Source organism: Xanthobacter dioxanivorans (assembly GCF_016807805.1).
In the GTDB taxonomy this organism is placed as follows: Bacteria; Pseudomonadota; Alphaproteobacteria; order Rhizobiales; family Xanthobacteraceae; genus Xanthobacter; species Xanthobacter dioxanivorans.
Genome location: NZ_CP063362.1, coordinates 5,034,011 through 5,057,838, shown reverse-complemented (window position 1 = coordinate 5,057,838; position 23,828 = coordinate 5,034,011). Strand labels below are relative to the sequence as shown.

The 23,828-nt window shown below is 69.1% G+C and carries 19 protein-coding genes; 13 read left to right on the top strand and 6 right to left on the bottom strand.

Features of this window, described 5'->3' with window-relative positions; genetic code table 11:
- Positions 1 to 68 precede the first annotated feature (68 nt).
- Genes EZH22_RS23500 through EZH22_RS23490 form a run of 3 tightly spaced genes read right to left on the bottom strand, consistent with a single transcriptional unit; the run spans position 69 to position 2,601 of the window.
- Entirely contained in the window at positions 69 to 851 is a 783-nt protein-coding gene (locus EZH22_RS23500) for an ABC transporter permease (protein ID WP_203192817.1), read from the bottom strand.
- Between the two features lie 9 nt (positions 852 to 860).
- The gene (locus EZH22_RS23495) at positions 861 to 1,634 is read right to left on the bottom strand and encodes an ABC transporter ATP-binding protein (RefSeq protein ID WP_203192816.1); all 774 of its coding nucleotides are present in this window, start codon (positions 1,632 to 1,634) and stop codon (positions 861 to 863) included.
- Position 1,635: 1 nt separating this feature from the next.
- Positions 1,636 to 2,601 carry an ABC transporter substrate-binding protein gene (locus EZH22_RS23490; RefSeq protein WP_203192815.1) on the bottom strand — a complete coding sequence of 322 codons (966 nt, stop codon included), beginning with the start codon at positions 2,599 to 2,601 and terminating at the stop codon, positions 1,636 to 1,638.
- Between the two features lie 514 nt (positions 2,602 to 3,115).
- Here EZH22_RS23490 and EZH22_RS23485 point away from each other — a divergent pair.
- From EZH22_RS23485 to EZH22_RS23465, 5 genes are all read left to right on the top strand, one after another.
- A complete protein-coding gene (locus EZH22_RS23485; RefSeq protein ID WP_203192814.1) occupies positions 3,116 to 3,601 on the top strand; it encodes a MarR family winged helix-turn-helix transcriptional regulator in 486 nt (161 codons plus the stop codon).
- A 143-nt stretch (positions 3,602 to 3,744) separates the two neighbouring features.
- Positions 3,745 to 4,725 (top strand): HlyD family secretion protein, encoded by a 981-nt coding sequence (locus EZH22_RS23480; RefSeq protein ID WP_203192813.1) that lies wholly within the window; start codon positions 3,745 to 3,747, stop codon positions 4,723 to 4,725.
- Positions 4,726 to 4,728: 3 nt separating this feature from the next.
- Complete coding sequence (locus tag EZH22_RS23475; protein ID WP_203192812.1) at positions 4,729 to 5,736, top strand: FUSC family protein; 1,008 nt, start codon at positions 4,729 to 4,731, stop codon at positions 5,734 to 5,736.
- A gap of 273 nt (positions 5,737 to 6,009) precedes the next feature.
- A complete protein-coding gene (locus EZH22_RS23470; RefSeq protein ID WP_203192811.1) occupies positions 6,010 to 7,422 on the top strand; it encodes a mannose-1-phosphate guanylyltransferase/mannose-6-phosphate isomerase in 1,413 nt (470 codons plus the stop codon).
- A 305-nt stretch (positions 7,423 to 7,727) separates the two neighbouring features.
- On the top strand, positions 7,728 to 8,030 hold the full coding sequence (locus tag EZH22_RS23465) for a hypothetical protein (protein WP_203192810.1): 303 nt from the start codon (positions 7,728 to 7,730) through the stop codon (positions 8,028 to 8,030).
- Between the two features lie 269 nt (positions 8,031 to 8,299).
- Here EZH22_RS23465 and EZH22_RS23460 read toward each other — a convergent pair whose 3' ends face one another.
- On the bottom strand, positions 8,300 to 10,102 hold the full coding sequence (locus tag EZH22_RS23460; RefSeq protein WP_203192809.1) for an ABC transporter ATP-binding protein: 1,803 nt from the start codon (positions 10,100 to 10,102) through the stop codon (positions 8,300 to 8,302).
- A 354-nt stretch (positions 10,103 to 10,456) separates the two neighbouring features.
- Between EZH22_RS23460 and EZH22_RS23455 the strand changes: the two genes are divergently transcribed.
- Positions 10,457 to 11,335 (top strand): PRC-barrel domain-containing protein, encoded by an 879-nt coding sequence (locus tag EZH22_RS23455; protein WP_203192808.1) that lies wholly within the window; start codon positions 10,457 to 10,459, stop codon positions 11,333 to 11,335.
- A gap of 29 nt (positions 11,336 to 11,364) precedes the next feature.
- Positions 11,365 to 12,663, top strand: coding sequence for an MFS transporter (locus EZH22_RS23450; RefSeq protein WP_203192807.1), 1,299 nt, complete (start codon positions 11,365 to 11,367; stop codon positions 12,661 to 12,663).
- Between the two features lie 63 nt (positions 12,664 to 12,726).
- Here EZH22_RS23450 and EZH22_RS23445 read toward each other — a convergent pair whose 3' ends face one another.
- Entirely contained in the window at positions 12,727 to 13,428 is a 702-nt protein-coding gene (locus EZH22_RS23445) for a GntR family transcriptional regulator (protein WP_231711112.1), read from the bottom strand.
- Between the two features lie 97 nt (positions 13,429 to 13,525).
- On the opposite strand from EZH22_RS23445, the gene EZH22_RS23440 reads away from it, so the two are divergent.
- From EZH22_RS23440 to EZH22_RS23415, 6 genes are all read left to right on the top strand, one after another.
- On the top strand, positions 13,526 to 14,491 hold the full coding sequence (locus tag EZH22_RS23440; protein WP_203192805.1) for a Bug family tripartite tricarboxylate transporter substrate binding protein: 966 nt from the start codon (positions 13,526 to 13,528) through the stop codon (positions 14,489 to 14,491).
- A gap of 167 nt (positions 14,492 to 14,658) precedes the next feature.
- A complete protein-coding gene (locus tag EZH22_RS23435) occupies positions 14,659 to 15,801 on the top strand; it encodes a mandelate racemase/muconate lactonizing enzyme family protein (protein WP_203192804.1) in 1,143 nt (380 codons plus the stop codon).
- 3 nt (positions 15,802 to 15,804) lie between these two features.
- On the top strand, positions 15,805 to 16,707 hold the full coding sequence (locus EZH22_RS23430; RefSeq protein ID WP_203192803.1) for a fumarylacetoacetate hydrolase family protein: 903 nt from the start codon (positions 15,805 to 15,807) through the stop codon (positions 16,705 to 16,707).
- Positions 16,697 to 17,665 carry a hydroxyacid dehydrogenase gene (locus EZH22_RS23425; protein ID WP_203192802.1) on the top strand — a complete coding sequence of 323 codons (969 nt, stop codon included), beginning with the start codon at positions 16,697 to 16,699 and terminating at the stop codon, positions 17,663 to 17,665. Before EZH22_RS23430 ends, EZH22_RS23425 begins: the two co-directional genes overlap by 11 nt.
- Before the next feature lie 40 nt (positions 17,666 to 17,705).
- Positions 17,706 to 18,845, top strand: a complete 1,140-nt coding sequence (locus tag EZH22_RS23420) for a mandelate racemase/muconate lactonizing enzyme family protein (protein ID WP_203192801.1) — start codon at positions 17,706 to 17,708, stop codon at positions 18,843 to 18,845.
- Positions 18,846 to 19,425: 580 nt separating this feature from the next.
- Positions 19,426 to 20,778: a site-specific integrase gene (locus EZH22_RS23415; protein WP_203192800.1), complete on the top strand. Its 1,353-nt coding sequence runs from the start codon at positions 19,426 to 19,428 to the stop codon at positions 20,776 to 20,778.
- Between the two features lie 1,408 nt (positions 20,779 to 22,186).
- On the opposite strand, the gene EZH22_RS23410 is transcribed toward EZH22_RS23415, so the two are convergent.
- Complete coding sequence (locus tag EZH22_RS23410; protein ID WP_203192799.1) at positions 22,187 to 23,788, bottom strand: hypothetical protein; 1,602 nt, start codon at positions 23,786 to 23,788, stop codon at positions 22,187 to 22,189.
- Between the last annotated feature and the right edge of the window lie 40 nt (positions 23,789 to 23,828).

The window sequence follows — 23,828 nt, the reverse complement described above, 5'->3', positions numbered from 1 at the left end:
CAGGGTGGATCCCCCGGACAAGTCGGGGGATGGCGGCGGGGAGGCATGTGGTGGCCACCGCCCCGCGCTCAGTGTCCGCCCGCCGCCGCCCTCGCGCGCCACGGCAGCGCGCGCCGTTCCACCGCGTCGATCACGGCGATGAGGCCAAGGCCCAGCACCGCGAGGATGAGGATGGCGGCGAACACGCGCGGCGTGTCGAACATGCCCTGCGCGGTCATGATCACGTAGCCGAGCCCCTGCTGCGCCGAGACGAACTCGCCCACGATCGCCCCCACCAGCGCCAGCGACATGGTCACCTTCAGGCCGGCGAAGATGTGGGGCAGGGCGCAATAGAGCTTGATCCGCAGCAGCACCTTCAGCCGCGATCCGCGCAGGGCCCTGGCGAGGTCCAGCGTGTCGGCGGGCACCGAGCGCAGGCCCAGCGCCGTATCCACCACGATGGCGAACACCGCCACCAGGAAGGAGATGGCGATCTTGGGCTCGGCGCCGGTGCCGAACCAGATGATGAAGAGCGGCGCCACCGCCACCTTGGGCACGCTGTTGAGGGCGATGAACAGCGGGAAGAGCAGGCGGTCGAGCAGAGGCCATTCCACGATGAGGACGGCGAAGAGGATGCCGAACACGGCCGCGCAGGCGAAGCCCGCCAGCGTGATGACGGCGGTGAAAGCGGTCTGCTGGGCGAACCAGAGCGGCGCCGACGCGATGTCGGCCAGCACCAAAGAGGGCGGCGGCACGAACACCGGCTGGACGCCGAGGACGCGCACCACCACCTCCCACAGCACCAGCACCGACAGGGCGCCGGCGAGCGGGGCGGCGGCGCCCTTCAGGGCGGATGAGAGCTTGTCGATCATTGTGCCCGCTCAGTCATGGATGAGGCCCATGGTCTCGAACAGATGCCGGAAGTGGCGGGTATAGCTGAGGAATTCCGGCGTCTCCTTGACCGCGAGGCGTCGCTCGGCGGGCAGGTCCAGCACCACGTTCTCGACGATGCGCCCGGGGCGCGGGGAGAACACCACGATGCGGCTCGACAGGAACACCGCCTCCGAGATGGAGTGGGTGACGAACACGGTGGTCATCCGCCGTCGCAGCCACAGATGGTGCAGGTCCACGTTGAGCTGGTCCCGCGTCAGGGCGTCGAGGGCGCCGAACGGCTCGTCCATGAGCAGGAGGCGCGGATCCATCAGCAGGGAGCGGCAGATGGCGGCTCGCTGGCGCATGCCGCCGGAGAGCGCCGCCGGGTAGGCGTGGGCAAAGTCCTTCAGCCCCACCATCTGCAGCAGTTCCCGCGCCTTGGGGACGAAGTCCGCCTTGCGCTTGCCGCCGAAATCGGCGGGCAACAGCACGTTCTCCAGGATATCGAACCAGTCGAGCAGGGCGTCGCGCTGGAAGGCGATGCCGAGGGCCTCGGGCGGGCCGCAGATGGGGCGGCCTTCCAGCGCCAGCGTGCCGGTGCTCGGGGTCTCGAGCCCGGCGAGGCAGCGCAGGAACGTGCTCTTGCCGCAGCCGGAGGGCCCGAGCAGGCTGACGAACTCGCCCTCGCCGATCTCCAGCCCGATGGCGTCGAGCGCCAGCACGCCCGCCGCCCCGCCGAACCGCTTGCTGACCCCGCGCGCTTCGATGAAGGCGGAGGGCACCTCAGCGCCCGCCCGCCGCGGCACGCGCCACCAGGGCAGGGTCGATCAGGTCGTTGGTGAAATAGGCGGCCGCATCCTGTCCGGCGGGCACGAGGCCGCCGTCGGCGAGCACGCTCAAGGCCTCCGCCCAGTCCGCCTGCGCCATGACGCCCATGGGCTTGCCGTTGGTGGCGGGGGTGGCGACGAAGCCCTTCAGCGTCTCGATCTGCGTCCGCAGCACGGCGGGATTGAGCTTGGCCTGCGGCCGCGCGTCGATGATGGCCTGAACCGCCTCGTCCTCGTGGCCGTCGAGGATGTAGGTCCAGGTGCCGGCGACGATGCTGGAAAAGGCCTTCAGCGCCGGGCCCTTGGCGGCGATGCTCTTCTCGGTGGCGAACAGGCCGAAGCTGGGGAAGGTGAGGCCATAGTCGGCGAAGCGGATGACGGAGGAGGGCCGCTGCGCGCTCACCAGCGGCAGGATGAAGGGCACGGTGGAGAACACCCCGTCGGCGCGTCCCATCATATAGGTGCCACCCTTGGCGGCGGCGTCCACCGCGATCAGGTCCACGTCGGCGCGGGTGAGGTTGCCGGCGGCGAGGAAACGGTCAAGGAACGGCGCCTCCAGCGAGCCGGCGGTGAAGGCGAGCTTCTTGCCCTTGAGGTCGGCCGGCTTGGTGATGCCGCTGTCCTTGGGCACGAGGAGGCCGATGTCGTTCTGCCGCACGAAGCCGGCGATGGCCTTCACCGGCAGGCCCTTGGCGCGGGCGATGGCCATGGGGGCGAGGGAGGCGTGGCCCACGTCGAACTCGCCATTGCCCACGATCTGGACGGTGGCCACCGAACCGTTGCCGTCGACGATCTCCACGTCGAGGCCGTTGGCGGCGAACAGGCCCTTCTTGGCGGCAAGGTGGAAGGGGGCCTGGTTGCCCCACGGCGTCCAGTCCAGTCGGACACGGATGGTCTCGGCGGCGGATGCCGTCGAAATCATCAGCATACAGCCTATAATTGATGCAAGAAGCTTGGAGGCAGACTTGGCGCGCATCTTGAACGTCCCTCAATTTCAGCATTTCCGAAGTGCTGGTGAGCTCCGGAAAGGGCGTATCAAGCCAGATACAATGTGGTACACTGCATGAAGCGTGCCCGCGTGTGCAAGCGGCCGCGATGCGGCTTCCGCCTCATCGGACATCCGGCCGGCCCGCGCTTGCGGCTGCCGCATCGGGCGTGCTCCCATGGGGTGGGAACGCGGCGATACGGCGTTTCGGGTTCGGATCCAGGGGATTTCCCGCTTGTGGGGCGGGGCGCGAAACGGGATCGAGGGAAGGGGCGGCCTTGAAAGGGAAGGATACCAGCATCCTCGCGGACGCGCAGCCGAGGCGGGATGCCCCTGCGGACACGGCGCGGCGGGCGAAGACGGCACAGCGGGAGCATCCGGACCACCTGCCCCCTGACCACCTGCCCCCTGATCACGTGCCCCCGACCACCTGTCCCCCGACCATTTGCCCATGCCGTTGTGGGAACGCCCCGGCTTTCTGGTGCGGCGGCTGCACCAGATCCATTCCGCGATCTTCCTGGAGGAGTGCAAGGCGTTCAGCATCACCCCGGTGCAATACGGGCTGATGACCACGCTGCTCCAGCATTCCGGCAGCGACCAGCGCACCATCGGCGTGGAAGTGGGCATCGACCGCACCAATGTGGCGGACGTGCTGGAGCGCCTCGCCGAACGCGGGCTGGTGCGGCGCGAGCGCTCCGACCGGGACCGGCGCTCCATGAACGCCTTTCTCACCGACGAGGGCCGGGAACTGGTGGAGAAGATGTACGCCGGCATGGTGAAGGCGCAGCAGCGCCTGCTCGAGCCGCTGGATCCGGAATATCGCTCCGCCTTCCTCGCCATGCTGACCCAGCTGGTGGAGGGCAACAACCACTACAGCCGCGCCGAGCTGAAGGCCGACTTCAAGACCCGCAAGCGCCCCCGGCGCGGCGAGGACTGAACACCGAGGCCCTGGCCGCCACCGCGCCACCCGCGCGCCGCGCCGGCCCTTGCCTTCGCCCTCCACCCCGTCGCCCTGCCGCGCTTGGTGCGGGGCGACGGTGCATGGTAACGGACGGCATCGGGATTTGCCTGGAGGCGTGCGTGCTCTCGTTCGTCGAACGCCATGTGGTCGCCTGCCTGCTGGGCGCGGTCGCGGCGGTCTTCCTCATCTATGAAACCTCCGTCCACTTCTTCGCCTATACCGGCGATGCCTATGTGGACAGCAACGTGATCTTCCTCGCCCCCGAGGTCTCGGGACCCCTCGTCGCCGTGCCGGTGAAGGACGACGCGTCCGTGGCGACGGGGGCGAGCGTGGCGCAGATCGAGCGCGATCCGTTCGCGCTCGCCGTCGCCTCCGCCGCGGCGGAGGTGGCCCTCGCCGAGCAGCGCACGAAGATGGCGCGTGACGCCATCGCCGAAAGCATGGCGATGGTGGCGGCGGCGCAGGCCTCCTGGGAGAATGCCGACCGCGAGCGCCAGCGCGTGCAATCCCTGGCGCAGACCGGGGACGCATCGGCCGCCGCCCTCGACGAGGCGAACCGCAACGCGCTCGTGGCCAGCGCCGAACTGCGCAAGGCGCAGAGCCTCCTCGCCGTCGCCGAAGGCCTGGTTTCGGTACGGCAAGCCGAGCGCGAGACGGCCGTCCGCGCCCTCGACAAGGCCCGCTACGATCTCGACCGCACCCGCGTCGCCGCGCCGGTGGCCGGGCGGGTGGCGCCGCTGGCGATGCGGGCCGGGGATTATGCCCATGCCGGCAAGCCTTTGGCCGCGCTCGTCTCCAATGACAACTGGCACATCGTGGCCGCGGTGAACGAGCGCCACCTGGCCCGCCTCAGGGTGGGGCAGACGGTGTGGTTCACCATCGGCTCGGATCCCTGGCGCCTGCACGAGGGCACCGTGCGCTCCATCGCTCCGGGCATCGCCCGCACGCCGTCGGAGGAGGGGGCTCTGCCCTACGTGCCCCTCGACACCGACTGGATTCGTCTGCCGCGCCGCTTTCCGGTGCTGATCGACATGGGTCCCCTGCCCGGGACCCAGCCCCTCTATCGCGGTGCCGACGCCCGCGTGCTGATCTGGTTCTGAGCGGTGGCGGGCTCCCCTCCCGGATGGAGCGCGCGGCAGGGCGCCCTTACCGCATCGAGCGTGGTGCTGGCGGTGCTGGTGGGCGCGGCGCTGGGACTTCAGGACATGTGGTGGGCGGCCATCTCGGCGTGGGTGGTGGCCAATCCCGATTTCGGCGCCCTCTGGCGCAAGGCGGTCATGCGGGTGGTCGGGACGATGGCGGGGCTCGCGCTGGGCTATGCCCTGGCGATCGTCATGGAGGGGAGGGTCGCGTTCCAGGCTCTGGCCCTGTTCGCCGCGTGCGCCCTGGGCTCCTACCAGCGCTTCGCCAGCCGCTACGGCTATGCCTGGTTCTACGGCACGATCACCATCATGCTCATGGTGACGGTGAGCATCGTCGAGCCCCGGGTGCTGTTCTCCTTCGCCCAGTTCCGCTTCGTCGAGATCGCGTGCGGTGTCCTCGCCAGTGCTTTCGTCCACGCTCTCGCGCGCCCCCCGGCGCCGGCCCATGCCGCGGTGGCCCCGGCGGCGGCGCATGCGCCAGACCTCGACCTCACCCGCCTCGCTTTGGTGGGCGGCTTGTCCGCCGTGGGCATGACGGCGATCTGGTCGTGGTTCGACATTCCGTCCCTTCCCCAGGCCATCGCGTCCGCCCTCGTGGTGCTCGACCGGGACTTCGCCGCCATCCGCGCCCGGGCGCGGCAGCGTTTCCTGGGCTGTGCCCTCGGCGCGGCGCTGGGCGTCGCGGCGTTGTCGCTGGACCTCGATGCCCTGCCGCTCTACGGGGCGGTCCTGTTCGCGGGCATCTTCTATTTCTCCCGCCTGCACCATGGCGGCGGGTCGCAATCCTATATCGGCACCCAGGGCGGCGTGGCCTTCATCACCGCCATGGTGACCGGAAGCGGGCCGCCGGCGGCGCTGCTTCCGGTGGTGGAGCGCCTCGCCGGCATCTTCGTGGGCGTGCTGCTGATGGTGGGCGTGTCCGTCGTCCTCGCCGCGGTGCTCAGGCGGAAGCTCCCGGCGACGCCATGAGCGGGGCGGCGGATGCGCGGCGCAGGGGGGTGCCAGGATAACGCCGCGGAGGGCAAATGGAGGCGGGCGGCGCTATTGCGCTGCACAATCGCTCCGCGCCGCCCCGGCGACCCTGCGGCGTGATGCCTTCAGGGACAACGCTTTTCCGGGCGCGGCCGCCCGCCTGCCCCGCCTTTCTGCACCACCCGCGTGCTGGACGGTCTATGTGCGGTGTGTCAATTCTAGGCGGAACGGCCGGGGTCGGCCGACGCGGCGCATTTCGAGAGGAATGAGATGAAGATCGTCCCCGTCGTGCTCGCCGGTGGTACCGGAACCCGCCTCTGGCCGCTGTCGCGCAACGCCCTTCCGAAGCAGTTCATCGCGCTCACATCGAATCTCTCGCTATTCCAGGAGACCCTGCTGCGCACGCCGCCGGGGCCTGATTTCCTTCCGCCGGTGGTGATCACCAACGGCGACTACCGCTTCTATGTCCAGCGCCAGGCGCAGGAGGTGGGAATCGAGCCCGCCATCATCCTCGAGCCGGCGCGGCGCGACAGCGCCCCGGCGCTGGTGGTGGCCTCGGCCTATGTGGCGCGGCGCTACGGGCCGGAGACGCTGATCCTGGCGCTCGCCTCCGACCATGTGGTGCGGGAGCCGGAGAAGTTCCGCGCCGCGGTGACCATCGCCGCCAAGGCGGCGGCCCTCGGCCGCATCGTCACCTTCGGTATCGCCCCCGATTCCCCGCGCACCAGCTATGGCTACATCAATCCCGGCGCGGCGCTGGGCGGGGAGGGCGCGTTCGAGGTGGACTCCTTCGTCGAGAAGCCCGACGCGCCGACCGCGCAGCGCTATCTGGATGCCGGCTATCTCTGGAATTCCGGTAACTTCCTGTTCCCGGCGGAGCTCCTCATCTCGGAGGCGATGGCCTTCGAGCCGGAGCTGACCAGTAACGCGGTGGCCGCGCTGGAGCTTGCGGACGAGGATATCGGCTTCATCCGCCTCGATCCCAAGGCGTTCGAGGCGGCGCCGGCCAAGTCCATCGACTTCGCGGTGCTGGAGCACACGCGCAAGTCTGCCGTGGTGCGGGGCGACTTCTCCTGGTCCGATCTCGGGTCGTGGGATGCGGTGTACGAGGTCGGGGCGGCCGATGGCGACGGCAACGTGGTGCAGGGGCCGGTGGCGCTGCTCGACAGCTCGGGAAGCTATGTGCGTTCCGAGGGGCCGCTGGTGGCCTGCATCGGACTTGAGAATGTGTCGGTGGTCGCCACTTCCGATGCGGTTCTGGTGATGCCCACCGACCGCAGCCAGGACGTGAAGGACCTGGTCACCCAGCTCAAGAAATCCAACCGCCGCGAGGCCGACGTGCACCAGATCGTGCATCGGCCGTGGGGCACCTACGAGACGGTCTGCCTCGGCGACCGCTTCCAGGTGAAGAAGATCGTGGTGGAGCCGGGCGGCGTGCTCTCGCTGCAGAAGCACCATCATCGCGCCGAGCACTGGATCGTCGTGCGCGGCACGGCGGAGGTGACGCTCGCCGACCGCAAGTTCACCGTGCACGAGAACGAATCCACCTACATCCCCCTCGGCAACGTGCATCGCCTCGCCAATCCCGGCCGCATCCGTCTCGAACTCATCGAGGTGCAGACCGGCTCCTATCTGGGCGAGGACGACATCGTGCGCCTGGAGAACATCTACCAGCGTGCCTGACATGGCGGCGCCCCGCCGGACGCCATCCCGTCGGCGGTTTGGGCATGGTGCGGCCATCGAGCCTCGGGAAGCCTCAACCATGGGAACAAGACGTCCCGCGCCGCCTCCGCGGCGGCGGCGTTGCGCCTGTGCGGGCCTTGCTACGCACGCCGTCGGGGCACCGAGGCCGGGACCAGGCATCGCGGCCCGATCATACGAAGGTCTCTTCATCCCACCTGTATGCACTAGCCCACGAAATCGTTGGCTGATTTCGGTGGCGCCGCGCGTTTTCTATGTTCTCTCCACACCAGACATGGAGAACGAACATGAATACCCGCCTGAAGCTCCTGACCACTTTCGGCACGCTCGCCCTGGTCGGCATGGGGATCGTCGGCAACGCGTATGCCGACGAGACCGTGACCAAGGAGAACATGGAGCAGGAGCAGTTCTTCCAGAAATACGGCAACGAGACCTCGCCGGCCCTGTTCTTCAACGAGGCTGCGCCGGCGGTGCGCGTGCCGGCCGGACTGCGCAAGCTGCCCGCGTCCTCCAGCATCCCGACCTTTGTCGGTGCGCAGGACCCGCACTGGGGCGCGGCCCAGGATGCGACCGACGGGGCCGCCGATTGAGTTTCGCCTGTCCCGGGGACAGGTCGACCGACGCGGGCGACGGAGCGCATCTGCCGCCGCCCGCATGCCCGACCGGGCCCACATGGGCCGCGTGATGGCACTAGTCCCGCCGCGTCAACTGGGCCTTTGCCGCGGGGCGTACCGTCGGCCGATGCCGCGATCGGCTCCGTCGGGCGGCGCGTCCTCAGGACATCCCGATGGCGTGGACGCGATGCGTTAGCCCGGCTGCAACTCCGGCAGCGGTCGGGTAACACAGGCCCACGAGCGGTTCACACCTCCTGTTCCGACAGGCGGCTCATCTCGCGGTTGACCAGGTCGCGGTAGATGCCGGGTTCGCGCATCAGCCGGTGCGGCGGGCCGTCCTCCACCAGCTTGCCGCCGCGCAGCACCAGGATGCGGTCGAAGTTGCGCAAGGTGGACAGGCGGTGGGCGATGGTGATGACGGTACGCCCGGTCATCAGCCGTTCCAGCGCTTCCCGGATCGCCTCCTCGGCTTCGGTGTCGAGGGCGGAGGTCGCCTCGTCGAGGACGAGGATGGGCGCATTCTTGAGGAACGCGCGGGCGATGGCGATGCGCTGGCGCTGACCGCCGGAAAGCTTCACGCCCCGGTCACCCACCACGGTCTCGAGGCCCTGCGGCAGCTTCTCGATGAAGGGCAGGCAGCGGGCCCCGATGGCGGCCTCCCACACCTCGTCGTCGGTCGCGTGGGGCCGGCCGTAGCGGATGTTCTCCAGCAGCGTGCGGTTGAGCAGCGCGGTATCCTGCGGCACCACCGCGATGGTCTGGCGCAGGCTTTCCTCGGTGATGCGGGCGATGTCCTGGCCGTCGATCAGGATGCGACCGCCCTGCAGCCGGTAGAAGCGTTGCAGCAGCGCCACCAGCGTGGACTTGCCGCCGCCGGAGGGACCCACCAGCCCGACGCGCTGGCCGGGCTCGATCTCGGCCCCGAACCCGTCGAAGACCTGCCAGCCGTTCGGGTAGCGGAAGGAAATGTCCTCGAAGGTGACGCGGGCACCCGTGTGCACCAGGGCCGCCGCCTCGGGATGGTCGCGCAGCTCGTGCGGCGAGAGCAGGGTGGACAGCGCCTCGGACAGCCGGGCCATGTGCTGGGTCACGTCCACCAGCGCGACCGCGAGGTCGCGGGTGGCGCTCAGCACCGAAATGCCGAGGGTGCAGACGAGCACCACGTCGCCGGCGCTGGCCCGGCCGGTTTGCCACAGGCTGATGGCCCAGGCGAGGAGGGCGAGCGTCATCACCACCACCACCAGCGCATGCATCAGGCGCAGCTTCTCAAGGTAGAGGAGGCTGCGCCGGCGGGCCTTCATCTCCTCGGCGACGGTGGCGTCGAAGCGCCGGTGCTCGCGGCTGATGGCGCCGAATGCGCGCACCAAGGCCATGTTGCCCACCACGTCCACCATCTCGCCGTCCACGGCCGCCGCCCGATTGGCGAAGGCATGGTGCAGAGGCCGGCCGGTGGCGGCGATGCGGAACATGACGATCATCACCGCGCCGGCGATGCCCACCAGCACCAGGGCCATCTCGACGCTGACGATGGCAAGGAACACGATGGCGCCGGCGGTGGCGATGCAGGGCGGCATCACATTCCAGACGAACATGTTCTCGATCTGGAACACGGCGTTCGAGGTCGCCGTGACGCGGCTCGTCAGCACGCCGGGCAGGCGGTCGGAGAAATAGGCCGGAGCGTGGCCGGTGAGATGGCGGAAAAGGTCGGACCTGAGGTCGCCGGTGACGCTCACGAAGGCATGGGCCGCATTCCAGCTTGCCACGCGCCAGAGCAGGTTGTCGGCGGCGATGAAGGAAACCAGCACGGCGAAGGCGGCCCACGGGGCCGATCCGGCCGAGGACGACGCGGCGAGGGCATCGACCAGCAGTTTCACGCCATATTGCGTGCTGACGGAGAAGGCCACCGCTCCCAGCACCGCTGCCACGATGACCATGTGGCGCAGCCGGTGCCGGGCGACATAGCGGGCGAGGAAGGCGAGCGGCCGGTTGGCGTAATAGCTCAGGTCATCGGTCACCGCCGGCGCATGCTGCGGGTCGCCGCAGGGCATGGCGTCTCCGTCGGAGCGGCGGCGCCCTGAATATCCAGGCAGAGGCTGCGGTGCGGGGCATGGCCGCCCCTTCGGTTGCAGAGTGTACACATTCCCTCGTTCGGCTCGAGATGATGTGGATCTTGCAATCCAGGCGCACCAAGCGGGAACGCCGCTCGGGCCAGTTCGTTTCATCAGGACGGCAAATCGCTGCGCCGCGGAACGCCGCGGCGTCCGCTCCGGGCTGCGTATCCGCTTCGAAGCGGTGCGCACGAGCGCGCCCCTGGCGGTGGCGGGAAGCGAAGGACGCGTTTCGCCCATGGCCCGGATCAAGGTCGCCGGCGGCACGAAACCACGGCAAGCAGGAGGGCAGGCATGCTGATCCAGGCAAAGTCCACCGACCGGCACGTCCATGCCGCATGCATCCTGAAGGCGGGCGCTCGGCCCGTGCCTGTCCGGCTCTCCATCCGGCTTGCGCTGCGCGCCTGCGTCGCGGTCTGGCTCGGACGGCTGGCCGGCGGCTTTGCCGCCCTCGCCACGGTGACCGGCATCGCCATGTCGCAGCCGGCACCACTCCCTCCGGTTCAACCGCCGGCTCAGCCGCAGCCTGCGGCGCCCGCCCAGGACCCCTCGCCGCCGGCCGGCCCCGCCCAGAGAGGGACTGCCCAGGGAACGCCCAGCCAGGGAGCCGCAGGCCAGGGCGGGCCGGGGGCGCAGCCGGGAACACCCGCGACAGCCCGCCTGCCCGGAACCGAGACCCCTGCCGTCATCCTCGACGGCACCGTGGCCGATACGCTGCTGGGCAAGCCGGTAAAGGGCTTGAACGGCGAGGATATGGGGCGCCTCGTCGACGTCATGGTCGACCGCAGCGGGGTGATCCGCGCTGCCATCGTCGATTTCGGGGGCTTTCTCGGCGTCGGCACGCGCAAGATCGCGGTGGATTGGCGGGTGCTGCATTTTTCCAGGGGCGCCAGCGCGGATACGATCAGCGTCGACCTGTCGCGCGACCAACTCAGGACGGCGCCGGCCTATAAGCCCGGCGAGGCGGTGGTCATCGTCGGACGGGCGGATCCGGCCGCGCCGGCCCCATCTGCGGCTCCCGCCGCGGCAGCCGACGCCGCGGCTTCCTCTGTCCAATCCGCCCCCGTCCAGTCCGCCCCTTTCCAGGCCCCCGCTTCCTCGGCGTCCTCGCCCCCGGTGGCGCCCGTGCCGGCTGCGGTCGACACCTCTGCGCCGGCCGCGCAGAGGCCCTAGCCGCCATCAGATCGGGAAGGCGCATCGGCATGGCGGGCGTGACGGAAGAGCCTCGCAACCGCCCAGGTGAGGCCAGGGAGGCACCGGACGGCACGCCTTCCCGGCGGGGCCGGGCCTCAGCGCCGGAGCCGCCGCCCGTGGCCAGGCGCAGCCGGCGCGGACTGGACTGGCTCGTCTTTTTCGTCGCTGACGTGCAGACGGGGTTCGGTCCCTTCGTTGCCGTATTCCTCTCGACGCAGAAGTGGACGCAGGTGGACATCGGCCTCGTGCTCACCATCGGCGGCCTCGTCAGCCTCGGCGGGCAGATCCCGCTGGGAGCGCTGGTGGACCGGCTTCGTTCGCTACGCGCTGCCGTGGTCGTCTCACTCCTCTTCATCGCCGGAGCGGCGCTGGCCTTCGCCCTCTGGCCGGTGTTCCCAGTGGTGGTGGTGTCCCGCGTGGCGCATGCCGTCGCCAGCAGCGTGCTGGGCCTCGCCCTGGTGGCGCTCAGCGTGCGCATCGCCCGGGAGGGGCACATCGGCGAGCGGCTGGGGCGAAACGCCGCCTTCGCCTCGGCCGGCACCGGGATCGCCGCCGCGGTGATGGGGGCGGCCGGCTATTATCTCTCGAGCCACGCGGTGTTCTTTCTCACCGCCCTCATGGTCTTGCCGGCGCTGTTCGCGCTCTTGCGCATCCGCGCCCAGGATATCGCGGTGCCGTCCGAGGCCCCGGCGCCGCGCGCGCCGCGGGGTGACCTCGCCGGCGGCGCCCTCGCGATCGTCCGCAACCGGCCGCTGGTGATCTTCGCGGCCTGCGTGATGCTGTTCCACCTCGCCAACGCCGCCATGCTGCCGCTTGCTGCAAGCCTGCTCACCATGCGCTTCAGCGAGACGGCCACCGTGATGGTCGCGGCGGCGATGGTCGTGCCGCAATTCACCGTCACCGTGCTGTCGCCGTGGGTGGGCCGGCTTGCCCAAAGCTGGGGTCGCCGCCCGTTGCTGCTCGCCGGCTTCGGGGCGCTGGTTGTGCGCGGCCTCCTGTTCGCCACCGTCACCGCCCCCGAATTGCTGGTGGTGATCCAGATCCTCGACGGCCTGTCGGCGGCGGTGCTCGGCGTCCTCGTGCCGCTGGTGGTCTTCGACGTCGCCCACGAGGGCGGGCACTTCAACCTGGCGCAGGGCACGGTCGGCTGCGCCATGGGCATCGGCGCGTCCATCAGCACGGTGCTGGCCGGATTCGCGGCCGACCATTTTGGCAGCTACGCCGCCTTCGAGCTGCTCGCCGCCATCGCCGGCATCGGCTTTCTCACCGTCCTCCTCGTCATGCCGGAGACGCGGCCACGGCGCTAGCGCCGCCGCATGGCTCCGGACGCCTGCGGCAGCCCCTGTGCCGGTTGAGGTTCCGGCGTGGAATCAGGGGAGCTTGCGCCGACGGATGCGCCCGGCCGGGTCGGCGAGGCCGAGGAGATAGCGCCCGGCCTCCTCGATGTCGGCGACGATCTCCGCCTCGGCGGCTGCCCCGTCCTTGCGGCGCATGGCGTCCAGCGCCGCCCGATGATGGTCGGTGCCCTTCAGCGAGACCACGTATTCGGGCACGACGAAGGACAGGATCGGCCCGCACCTGAGCCAGAGATTCTCGATCATCTCATTGAGGATCGGGATGCCGGCGAGGGCATAGATGCCGAAATGAAAGCGGCGGTGGACGTCGAGATAGGCGTCGAGCTCCCGCCGGCCGATCATCCCCCGCATCTCGCCCAGGAGAGCATCCAGCGCGTCGATGTCGGCAGGCATCGCCTTCAGCGTGGCCTCCCGCGTGGCACGGCCTTCCAGCTCGCTGCGCACCACCATGATGTCGAGCAGCGCGCTCTTCCTGAGGTCCGGCACGAGGGCGGAATTGCGCGCCCCCTGTTCCAGAACTCCCTGCGCCACCAGCCGAGAGAGCGCATCGCGCACCGGCGTGATGGAGGTGCCGAAGGTCTCCGCGAGCTGGCGCAGCACCAGGGCGCTGCCCGGCTCGAACCGGCCGGCGAGCAGCGCCTCGCGCAACTGCGCATGGGCGCGGTCCCACAGCGGCTCGCGGGCGATCCGCGAGAGATTCTGATCGGCCACGTTCACATTCGCCTCCATTGCCCAAGGGGAGCACCTGAAAAGGGCGTTGACAAGGAGGTTATATGTCGCTTGTTATAACAAACAACAAAAGGGAGAAACGCCGATGAAGCACAGCCTTGCCCTCGCTTTGGGGGCGGTCCTTCTCGCCGCGGCGGGGAGCGCCGCCGCGCAGGACAAGTTCCCGAGCCGCGAGGTGCGGCTCATCGTTCCGTGGAACTCCGGCGGCTCCAACGACATCGCCGCACGCATGCTGGCGCCCATCCTCGCCGAGAACGGCGTGCGCATCATCGTCGACAACGTGCCCGGCGGCACCGGCACCATCGGCATGGGCCGCGTCGCGAGCGCGACGCCGGACGGCTACACCCTCGGAATGGGCACCTCGTCCACCCTCTCCATGATCGCGCAGAACAAGACGCCCCTGCGCAACGACCAGTTCACCGGCATCGCCCGCGTCTCCAGCGATCCGTTGATGCTGCTGGTGAAGACCGACGGCCCGAAGGACGTGGAGGCCTTCGTCGCGCAGATGAAGGCGAATCCCGGCAAGGTGACCATCGGCACGCCGGGCACCTACAACATCAACCACATCTTCGCGACCATGTCGGCCAAGGCCGCGGGCGTGGACTATGTGAACGTGCCCTACCCGGGCGGCGCCAAGGTCATCACCGACCTCGCCGGCGGCCAGATCGACGCGGCCGTGCTGAAACCCTCCGAGAGCATCGCCCAGATCAAGGCCGGCCAGGTGAGGCCGATCGCCGTGTTCGACAACCAGCGCCTGTCCGTCTTCCCCGACGTGCCGACCATGAAGGAGAAGGGCTACGACGTCTTCCCCTTCGGCCCGGTGGTGCAGATGGCCTACATCGTCGCCCCCGCCAAGATCCCGCCGGAGGTGCGCAAGACCCTGGTCGATGCGTTCCGCAAGGCGATCCAGGACCCCCGCTTCAAGACCTTCGCGGCCGAGAACGGCGTGCTGGTCGACGACCTCACCGGCGACGCCCTCGATCAGGAGGTGAACGCCGTGCAGAAGTCGCTGAACGCGGTGGCAAGCCAGGTGTTCAAGGGCGCCGACTAGCCGAAAGCGCACCCTCGGACTGCGGTCATCCCCCGGCGGGGCCGGGCGGGCCCCGGATGGAGGCACCGAGCAAGCGGCAAAGTAGATGCCCCGGACAAGCCGGGGCATGACGAAACGAAGGTGCGGCTTGCCGCGCCTCCTCCCGTTCCCAGCAGAAAGAGCGCGTCGTGAGCGTCATCAAGAGCGTCCGGGCCCATGTCATGTCGGCCCCCGTGGAGAAGCCTTTCACCTCCTCGCGGGGGTGGCTCTACAAGACCCGCGGCACCTGCCTGGTCGAGATCGAGACCGCCGACGGCATCGTCGGCTGGGGCGAGTGCTACGGCCCCTCGGCCGTGGCCAAGGCCTTCATCGAGACCCAGTTCGGCCCGCGCATCCTCGGCCGCGACCCGTTCGACGTGGAGGTCATCTGGGAGGACCTCTACAACCGCATCAAGGACTACGGGAACAAGGGCATGTCGATCGCCGCCATCAGCGGCATCGACATCGCTTTGTGGGACATCATCGGCAAGAGCTGCGGCAAGCCGGTGCACAAGCTGCTCGGCGGCGCCTTCCGCACCGAGGTCGATTGCTACGCGACCGGCCTCTACTTCATCGATTTCGAGCGGCTGGTGGAGGAGGCGGTCGAGGAGGCGGTCGGCTACGTGGATGAGGGCTTCAAGGCCGTCAAGATGAAGATCGGCCTCGGCAACATCACCAAGGACTATGAGCGGGTGAAGGCGGTGCGCGAGGCCATCGGGCCGGACATCCGCCTCATGGTGGACGCCAACCACGCCTTCTCCGTGCCGGTCGCCATCCGCCTTGGCCGCAAGCTCGAGGAACTGGACGTGGAATGGTTCGAGGAGCCCATCTCGCCCGAGGACATCGACGGCTACGTGGAGGTGGCGCGCGCCCTCGACATGGCGGTGGCCGGCGGCGAGAACGAGTTCACCCGCTGGGGCTTCCGCGACGCCATCGTGCGCAAGGCCATGGACATCGTGCAGCCGGACGTGTGCGCCGCCGGCGGCCTGTCCGAATGCAAGAAGATCGCGGCCCTCGCCTCCACCCATGGCGTCGAGTGCGTGCCTCACGCCTGGGGCTCGGCGGTGGGCATCGCCGCCACGCTGCACTTCCTCGGCTCCCTGGCCGACCAGCCGCCGAGCCTGTTCCCGTTCGAGCCGCTGCTGGAGTTCGAGCAGTGCGAGAACCCCTTCCGCGACCATCTCGCCAAGGAGCCCATCGTGCAGGAGCGCGGCCGGGTGAAGATCCCCACCGGCCCCGGCCTCGGCATCGAGATCGACCGCTCCGTCATCGACCGCTACCGGGTGGCCTGAGCCATGCGCTTCGTCAGCTTCCGCCATGCCGGCGAAGACCGCGCCGGCGTGCTCCAGGGTGACGGCGCGGGCGCCGGGGACGCGGTCTTCGACCTCGCCCATCCGGTCATGGCCGGCGCGCTCGCCGGCACCGCGCCGGACATGCACGCGCTGATCCGCGGCGGCCTCGACGTGGCCGCCGCGCGCATCGCCACCCATGGCCTCGCCGATGCCGCCCGCCTTCCCCTGTCGGAGGTCGAGCTGCTGGCACCCTATGTGCCGGCACGCATCTATGCCCTCGCATTCAATTATCGCGACGCGCTGGCGGAGCGGGGCATGGCCCCGCCGGCCGAGCCGGTGCTGTTCATGAAGCAGGCCTCCACCGTGGTCGGTCCGGGCGCGCCCATCCTCCTGCCGCCGGACATCGGCGGCTGCACCTACGAGGTGGAGATCGCCGCGGTGATCGGCCGGCGGGCGGACAAGGTCGGGCGCGCGGAAGCCCTGTCCTTTGTCGCCGCCTATGCGGTCTTCAATGACATCAGCGCCAGCGAGATGATCAAGCGCGACGGCGGCTTCGCCCGTGGCAAGAACCTGCCGACCTTCGGGCCGCTCGGCCCGTTCCTCGCCACCGCCGACGAGATCACCGACCCGCACGCCCTCGCCCTCTCCCTTGAGGTCGACGGCGCGCGGCTGCAGGAGGGCATCTCCTCCAACCTCGTCTTTGACGTGGCCGACCTCGTCTCCCACCTTTCACACACGCAGCCGCTCGAGCCCGGCGACATGATCGCCACCGGCACGCCGGCCGGCGTTGCCGGCATGCGCAAGCCGCCGGCCTGGCTCAGGCCCGGAACCGTGGTGCGGGCACGCATCGAGGGGCTCGGGACCCTGGTCAATCCCATCGCGGAGGGCGCCCCCTATGGCCAGTGACAGGCCCATCGTCTTCGCCACCAATGCCCTTCACCCCGATGGCGCGGCGCTGCTTGCGCCGCATGCGCGGGTCATCGTCGGCGTGGACACGTCCGACGATACCCTGCGCCGCCACACCCGCGTGGCGGATGCGGTGATCGTCCGCGCCAAGCTGCCGGACGACGTGTTCGAGGGCGCCGACCACCTCAAGGGGGTGGTCCGCCACGGGGTGGGGCTCGATTTCATCCCCGTCGCAGCGGCCACCACGCGCGGCATCCCGGTGGCGAACCTTCCGGGCAGCAACACCCAGACGGTCGCCGAATACGTCTTCTCGGCCCTGTTCCACCTGCGCCGGCCCATCGCGCGGATCGACGCAAGGCTGCGGGCCGACGGCTGGAACCCGGCCCGGACGCTGGGCGACGGAACCCGCGAGATCGCCGGCTCCACCCTCGGCATCGTCGGCCTCGGCGCCATTGGACGGCGCGTCGCGGCCATCGGGCAGGCGGGCTTCGGCATGCGGGTACTCGGCGCCTCCCGCTCCGGCGCGGCGCCGGACGGCATTGAGGCGACGAGCCTCGGCGCGCTGTTCGAAGAGAGCGACGCCATCGTGATCGCCTGCCCGCTGACGGCGGACACACGCGGGCTCGTGAGCGTCGACCTCATCGGCCGGATGAAGCCGGACGCGGTGCTGATCAACCCGGCGCGCGGCCCCATCGTGGACACCGCGACGCTGATCGATGCCCTCGCCGCCGGCCGCATCGCCGGGGCGGCAACGGATGTCTACGACGTGCATCCGGTGCCGGCCGACAGCGCGCTGTTCGCGCTGCCCAACCTGCTCATGACGCCGCACGTGGCCGGCATCACCGCCACCTCCATGCGGGCCATGAGCATGGGTGCCGCGCAGGAGGTGCTGCGCATCCTCACGGGCGAGGAGCCGGAAAACCTCGTGAACCCCGACTATCGCAAATCCGCCGCCTGACCTTCCGGCGCCTGAAATCCGAGAGAGCCAAGAGACCACAATGCGCATCGCCTCCGTACGTGCCGTCCCCGTCTCCTTCCGCGTGCCCGAAGGCAAGAACGTCACCCTGGGCATCGGCCGGGCGGTGAAGCGTGATGCCGTGCTGGTGCGAGTCGAGACCGATGAGGGCGTGGTCGGCTGGGGCGAGGCGCACCACGGCCGCTGCCCGGGCGCGGTGGCAAAGCTCATCGACACCACCCTCTCCGAGCTCGTCCTGGGCATGGATGCCCTCGACGTGGTGGGCGTGTGGCAGAAGGTCTACCGCATGCAGCTTGCCAGCCATGGCATGGGCGCCGCCGCCGCCCTCGCCCTGAGCGGGCTCGACATCGCGCTGTGGGACATCCGCGGCAAGGTGATGAACGCTCCGGTCCACCGCCTGCTCGGCGGCGCGCCGAGAAAGATCAAGGCCTATGCCGGCGGCATCTCGCTCGGCTGGCAGGACCCGGCGGCGCTGGCTGAGGAGGCGCAATCCTATGTGGCGCGGGGCTACCGGGCGCTGAAGCTGCGCGTCGGCGACACGCCCACCCGCGACATCGCGCGGGTCGAGGCGGTGCGTGCCGCCGTGGGTGACGACATCGACATCCTGGTGGACGGCAATACCGGCTGCTCGCTGGATGACGTGCGCCGGGTGATGCCGGCCTATCAGGCGGCGAAGGTGGGCTGGTTCGAGGAGCCGTTCCCGCCGCATGATTATCGCAGCTATCTCGACGCCGCCAAGCTCGGCACCGTCGCCCTGGCGGCGGGGGAGAACCACTTCACCCGCTTCGAGTTCACCCGCCTGATCGAGGACGGGGCGGTCTCCTTCGTGCAGCCGGACCTGTCCAAGGCCGGGGGCATCACCGAATGCCACCGCATCGCCATCCTCGCCTCGGCCTGGAAGCTTTCGGTGAACCCGCACACCTCCGCCACCGGCATCAACATGGTGGCGACGCTGCATCTGATGTGCGCGGTGGGCAATCCCGGCTATTTCGAGGGGGACGTGGCCCACCACAACCCGTTCCGCGACGAGGTCTGCGGCCTGCCTTACCAACTGTCCTCCGACGGGACGGTGACATGCCGGGAGGGGCCGGGCCTCGGCATCGAGGTGGATGAGGCGTTCCTGGCCGCCCACCCGCTCATCGAAGGTCCCTGCTACGTCTGACGGTTCGTCCGATACCGACGTCACACCGAAGACGGCTGGAGCGCCGCCGCCTCGCCTTGAACGCAACGTGGCCGATGCTGCGCCTGCGGCGATCGGCGCGCGGGCGTGTCGATTCCGTGGCGCCGCTCATCAATGGCGCCGCTTCGTCCCCAAGCCTGGGCTTGCCGCTCCCATGTCCCGCTCGCGCCGCCTTTGGGGGGCGAGCCTGGAGGGGAGGGCTCTGGCCGTGGGGGCGGTCCCTTCTTGCCGTCGCGGTTCGTCGCAACAACCAGACGACCGACTCGCGCCTCATCAGCCTCTGGCGCAGCAGGACCTGGCGGAAATATCGCTGATTTTCGAATGACTTGTGGCGGTAATGGCTTGTGGTGGTACAGGTGGGTGGGCTCGAACCACCGACCTCCGGTTCCACAGTCTGAATATATGGGATATCTGGCGATATAGGCTGATGCACGGGATTGCCGCAAGCCCTGTGTTCTCATAGGGTTTTGATGCACGGTCGTTTCTGTGGATGCCTGCGGTTTGCGTCTTCGGTGGCGACAGGGTGGCGACAAAATCTCTCTGTCAAACCACGAGGCCATGCATGGCTGACGCCTTGCGCCTGACGAAGCGAAGCATTGATGCCCTGCCGGCGGTGGCAGCGGCGCGCACGTTCTACGACGCCGACCTGAAGGGCTTCGGCCTGCGCGTGATGCCCTCCGGCCTCAAGACGTTCGTTGTCGAATATCGGCCCGGCAGTGGCGGGCGTGGCGTGGCCAAGCGGCGGTTCAAGATCGGCCCCTATGGCGAGTTGACCCCCGATCAGGCGCGCAACATGGCCCGCGACGTGCTCGCCGAGGTGCGGCGCGGTGGCGATCCGGCCGGCGAGCGGGCGGGCGCCAGGGCGGCGCCCACGGTGGCGGAGATCGCGGAACGGTACCTCGCCGAGGAGGCATATCCGAAGAAGAAGCCCCGCACCGCCGCCGGCTATGCCGAGCTATTCCGAAACCACATCCTGCCCGCCATCGGCCCCCGCAAGGCCGCACAGATCTCCGAGGCGGACGTGGCTCGGCTTCACCGCCGCATCGGGGCGAAGGCCCCCATTGCCGCCAATCGGGCTATCGCCGCGCTCTCCTCGGCCTTCGCCTGGGCGGCCCGCGTCAAGATGGTGCCGAAGGGCCATAACCCCGGCGTCGGCATTGAGAAGTTCCGGGAGGAACGGCGCGAGACATTTCTCAGCAGCGAGCAGCTCGAGCGCCTCGGCGCCGCGATCCGGGAGGCTGAAACCGATGGCGTGCCGTGGGAGCCACGTCCGGACGCGAAGGCGAAGCACGCACCCAAGGAAGAGAACCGCCGCGCGCGCATCGCCCCCCACGCCGCAGCAGCCCTGCGATTGCTCATCTTCACCGGCGCCCGCCTTCGGGAAATCCTCCACCTGAAATGGACCCATGTCGACATCGAGCGCGGACTGCTTCTCCTCCCCGATTCCAAAACGGGGAAAAAGGCCGTTGTCCTCAACGCGCCGGCCCTCGCCATCCTCGCAAGCCTGCCGCGGATCGGCGATTTCGTCATTGCCGGCGAGGATCCGAAAAAGCCCCGCGCCGATTTGCAACGGCCGTGGGCGCTGGTGTCCCGGCGGGCCGGCTTTGTCGAGACAGTGGAAAAGCGCGGCCCCGATGGCGGGCCGCTGGTGGATCGGGCGGGCCGGTCGGTGGTGGTGGAGCGGGCAACTGTCCGGCTCCATGACCTCCGCCATACCCACGCATCAATCGGCGCCGGCGCGGGGCTTGGCCTCCACATGATCGGAAAGCTCCTGGGGCACGCTCAGGCGGCCACCACGGCGCGCTATGCCCATCTTGCCGACGATCCCGTGCGCGCTGCCTCCGAAACCATCGGCGCCCGCCTCGCTGCCGCCATGGGGGAGGCCCCAAGCCCGCCGAGCCTCCAGCCGAAGTGATCCCTATTGGCCGGCGCCCACCCAAGCGCCGCCCGCCTGCAAGCTGATTTCCCCCACCCCTTTCACGCTCTCGCGCGGCCCCGGCGGGAGACGACAGCCGAGCCATGAAGGCGGGCGGTGGTGCAACCTGATGGCGAGCCGCGTTCCGCGAGCGCTAAAGAGCCGGCGCGGCGGCTAAAGAGTGGCGCGTGATCCACGCCCGCGGGGCGGCGGTGGAGGCCATCGGGTGGTCCGCCGAGATGCACCAGGAGGCCGCCCATCACCGGCGCGAGCCATCGAGCGCGCCCCGCCAGGACGCCACCGCGAATTCCGGCGGCGGAAATTCAAAATAAATGCCAGGAAAATCGAAAAATCCCCCGCTTCGAGCGGCGACTTTCTACACTCTGGCACCGCTGGAGCCGCCATTTTCGACGCCTTCGACGCCCCTATGACACCCTGATTTTCACGCCACGATACATTTAAGTATATGATAATTCAGGATAATTGACGCCTTGTCGCCTTTCGACGCCTGTCCCTATTCCGCACTATTGCGTAAAATAAATTCCCCCGGCGCCCGCCTGCCGCCGCTCCCTCTATTTTTCCTTTAAAGTTCTAAAAGGAATGGGGCCTCCAACGTGACGAGGTGTCAAAAAGCGTCTGTTATCAATGGCTTATGAGGATTTAGAACGTGACAAGGCGGTGTCGTAAGGTGCTGCAACGTGTCGAGAAAATTCGCAAAAATGGTGCTGGCGTATGGGATTTGGCCTCGTCGGCACCCCGAATTTGAATTTCTGGCATTTTTTCGGAATTAATTTGCGCGGAAATTCGGCCGTAAATCGCAGGCCGAGCGCAGGCCTGGGCAGGAACGACACAGGTGTTGCCGCCGCGCCTGGGCACCCCCCCTATTTAGGGACCGTGTACCACCCGACCCTGCGCACGGGGCCGCCGCCCCCGACTCGCCGCCAGAGAATGGCTCAAGTCCGAGCCTAAACTTTAGGGCCGCGGATTATTTCTCATGAATAAACATGGGCTTAGCCAAATTGCGCGGCGCGCATCCGCCGTCCGCCGGGCCTCGGCCGCGCAACCGGGGCGGGAGACGTGTGCACGAGTGCGTGCGGCACGCTGAAAACCGGCACGGAACGCGTTTGAGCGTGTACCGCTTGCGCCCGCGCCCACTACCCAAAAGCCGGGAGGCAGCGGCCCCGTGCGGGAGGCTGGGCCGCACACGGTCCCTAAATAGGGGGGGTACCCGTGGCGCCGCCGCAACAGTGTGCCCCGCCGCCAGCGCGGGCGCGGCTCCAATCGCCTCCGGAGGTCACCAGCGCCCACCGCGAGGCCGGGGCGAATGGCCCGGGCCGGCCCTTAATTCACCCTTCGGCGGCCCGTGGGGCGGATAGGCACGGGGGCGCGGGCGGAAAGGTGGGGCAGGCTACTTTGTCGGTGGCGGCTTGATGGCGATGGTCCGCTCGGCACCGCGGCGCCGGATCACTGCGAAGCCCTTCCAACGCAGGAGCCCCGCCACGCGTTCGATGCGGGTTCCCATCGCAGTCGGGTTGCCGGGCCAGGAGCGCAAGCGCCGCACCTCCTCGCTGACGCGGGCGTTAAGAGCAGTCAGGAGGCGCCCGGCGGTCCCTTCCCAGCCTGCCACCGGATGGTCATCGAGGATGAAGGCATGGATGGCCTTGGCCACCTCGTCCGCATCGAACGCGGTGGCGGAGGATTCATGGCGCCCCGCCTCGAGCGCGGCGGCGAGCGTGCCCTCATCCCAGCCGAGGCCGGGCTCGCAGGCGGTAACCCACCGAGCGAAATCCGCAAGTCGCGGCAGGCGCTCCAGCCGCACCGTGCCCTCGCGCCTGAGGCCGGAGGACACCGCGTCGCAGAGCGCGCCGATGATGCGCGGGCGCGCCGCCGCAAAGGCCGCGTCAAGATCCACGTCGGTCCGCCGCTCGGTCTCGGGGATGGCCGCGAGTTTGATTGCAAGAGAGCGCGTGGCGAGGTCGGATTGCTGGCCCCAATGGTCGCCGATGCCGGTTAAGATGATGGGGCGCGCGCCGGTGAGATAGACCTCTTCCGCGTTCGTGTTCAGGGCGCGCGTCGCCTCGGCGGAGCCCGACGCCATGCGGCAGAGGGAGTCCGACAGATCAGCTTCCATGCGGCTGATGTTGTCGATGCAGGTGATAAATTGGTTCGATGCGCCGGCGAACAGGTCGCGCAAGTCGCGGGGCGGCGAGCGCATCGGCGCAATGTGAGGATCCGTGAGGGCGCGCATCTTCTCCGCCAGGCGGGACTTCCCCGAGCCAGCTTCACCGGAGAGCACCGCGATCGGGAAGGCTGAAAGGCCACCGAAGGCCGCCAGGAGCCAAGATACGACAAGGGTGAAGTCGTCCGGCCCGTCCGCATTAACAAACTCACGAAGCTCCTCGATTCCCCGGTCGGAAAACTCCGGTTCGGGGAGGGCCTGCATCCCGCGCGAGCGGAGGAACTTGACCGGATGCGCCGCTGAGGGGATGGCCACCCATCCATCCTTGGTGATTTCGATGGCCTGCCAAGCCCGATCGCACAAATCGACGTAGATGCGCCCGCCTGCGCGGGCGACGCGGCGGAACACCTCATGCTCGGCGCCCTTCTTCGCGTGAATGCAGCACAGCCGCTGCACGTCGCGCAGCGCGTTGGTGGTGGGAGCCGAGCCGGCCACGTCGTAGATGCGCTCTGCCAGGAACAGTTCAAAGGCCCTCCCGAGCACGCTGAGGTGCTCGTGGTGCTCGTCGATTTCTACGGTGGCATAGGGCTCATTGTCGGTGGAATGCCAAAACTCCACGCCGTCGAGCACACCCCCCACCGTCTCGGCACTGGTGCTGCGGACGCGCGGCGGGCGCTTCTCCTCGCCCTCGCCGGCCTCGCCCTCGGCCGCTTCGCCGCGCCGCTTGCGCGGGCGGCCACGGCGGCGGTGGGCCGGCGGGGCGGCATCGGCACCCGCCGGCCCGCCTTCGGCCGCTGGCGGGCCATCCGGCGCGAGCGGCGGGGCCTCCACATGCGGGAGGGCATCACCGGCGGGAGCGGTCCCCCAGCGA

Coding starts and splice junctions, on each gene's coding strand:
- EZH22_RS23500 (WP_203192817.1), bottom strand. CDS start 851: ATGATCGACAAGCTCTCATCCGCCCTGAAGGGCGCCGCCGCCCCGCTC.
- EZH22_RS23490 (WP_203192815.1), bottom strand. CDS start 2,601: ATGATTTCGACGGCATCCGCCGCCGAGACCATCCGTGTCCGACTGGAC.
- EZH22_RS23485 (WP_203192814.1), top strand. CDS start 3,116: ATGCCGTTGTGGGAACGCCCCGGCTTTCTGGTGCGGCGGCTGCACCAG.
- EZH22_RS23470 (WP_203192811.1), top strand. CDS start 6,010: ATGAAGATCGTCCCCGTCGTGCTCGCCGGTGGTACCGGAACCCGCCTC.
- EZH22_RS23465 (WP_203192810.1), top strand. CDS start 7,728: ATGAATACCCGCCTGAAGCTCCTGACCACTTTCGGCACGCTCGCCCTG.
- EZH22_RS23460 (WP_203192809.1), bottom strand. CDS start 10,102: ATGCCCTGCGGCGACCCGCAGCATGCGCCGGCGGTGACCGATGACCTG.
- EZH22_RS23455 (WP_203192808.1), top strand. CDS start 10,457: ATGCTGATCCAGGCAAAGTCCACCGACCGGCACGTCCATGCCGCATGC.
- EZH22_RS23450 (WP_203192807.1), top strand. CDS start 11,365: ATGGCGGGCGTGACGGAAGAGCCTCGCAACCGCCCAGGTGAGGCCAGG.
- EZH22_RS23440 (WP_203192805.1), top strand. CDS start 13,526: ATGAAGCACAGCCTTGCCCTCGCTTTGGGGGCGGTCCTTCTCGCCGCG.
- EZH22_RS23430 (WP_203192803.1), top strand. CDS start 15,805: ATGCGCTTCGTCAGCTTCCGCCATGCCGGCGAAGACCGCGCCGGCGTG.
- EZH22_RS23425 (WP_203192802.1), top strand. CDS start 16,697: ATGGCCAGTGACAGGCCCATCGTCTTCGCCACCAATGCCCTTCACCCC.
- EZH22_RS23420 (WP_203192801.1), top strand. CDS start 17,706: ATGCGCATCGCCTCCGTACGTGCCGTCCCCGTCTCCTTCCGCGTGCCC.
- EZH22_RS23415 (WP_203192800.1), top strand. CDS start 19,426: ATGGCTGACGCCTTGCGCCTGACGAAGCGAAGCATTGATGCCCTGCCG.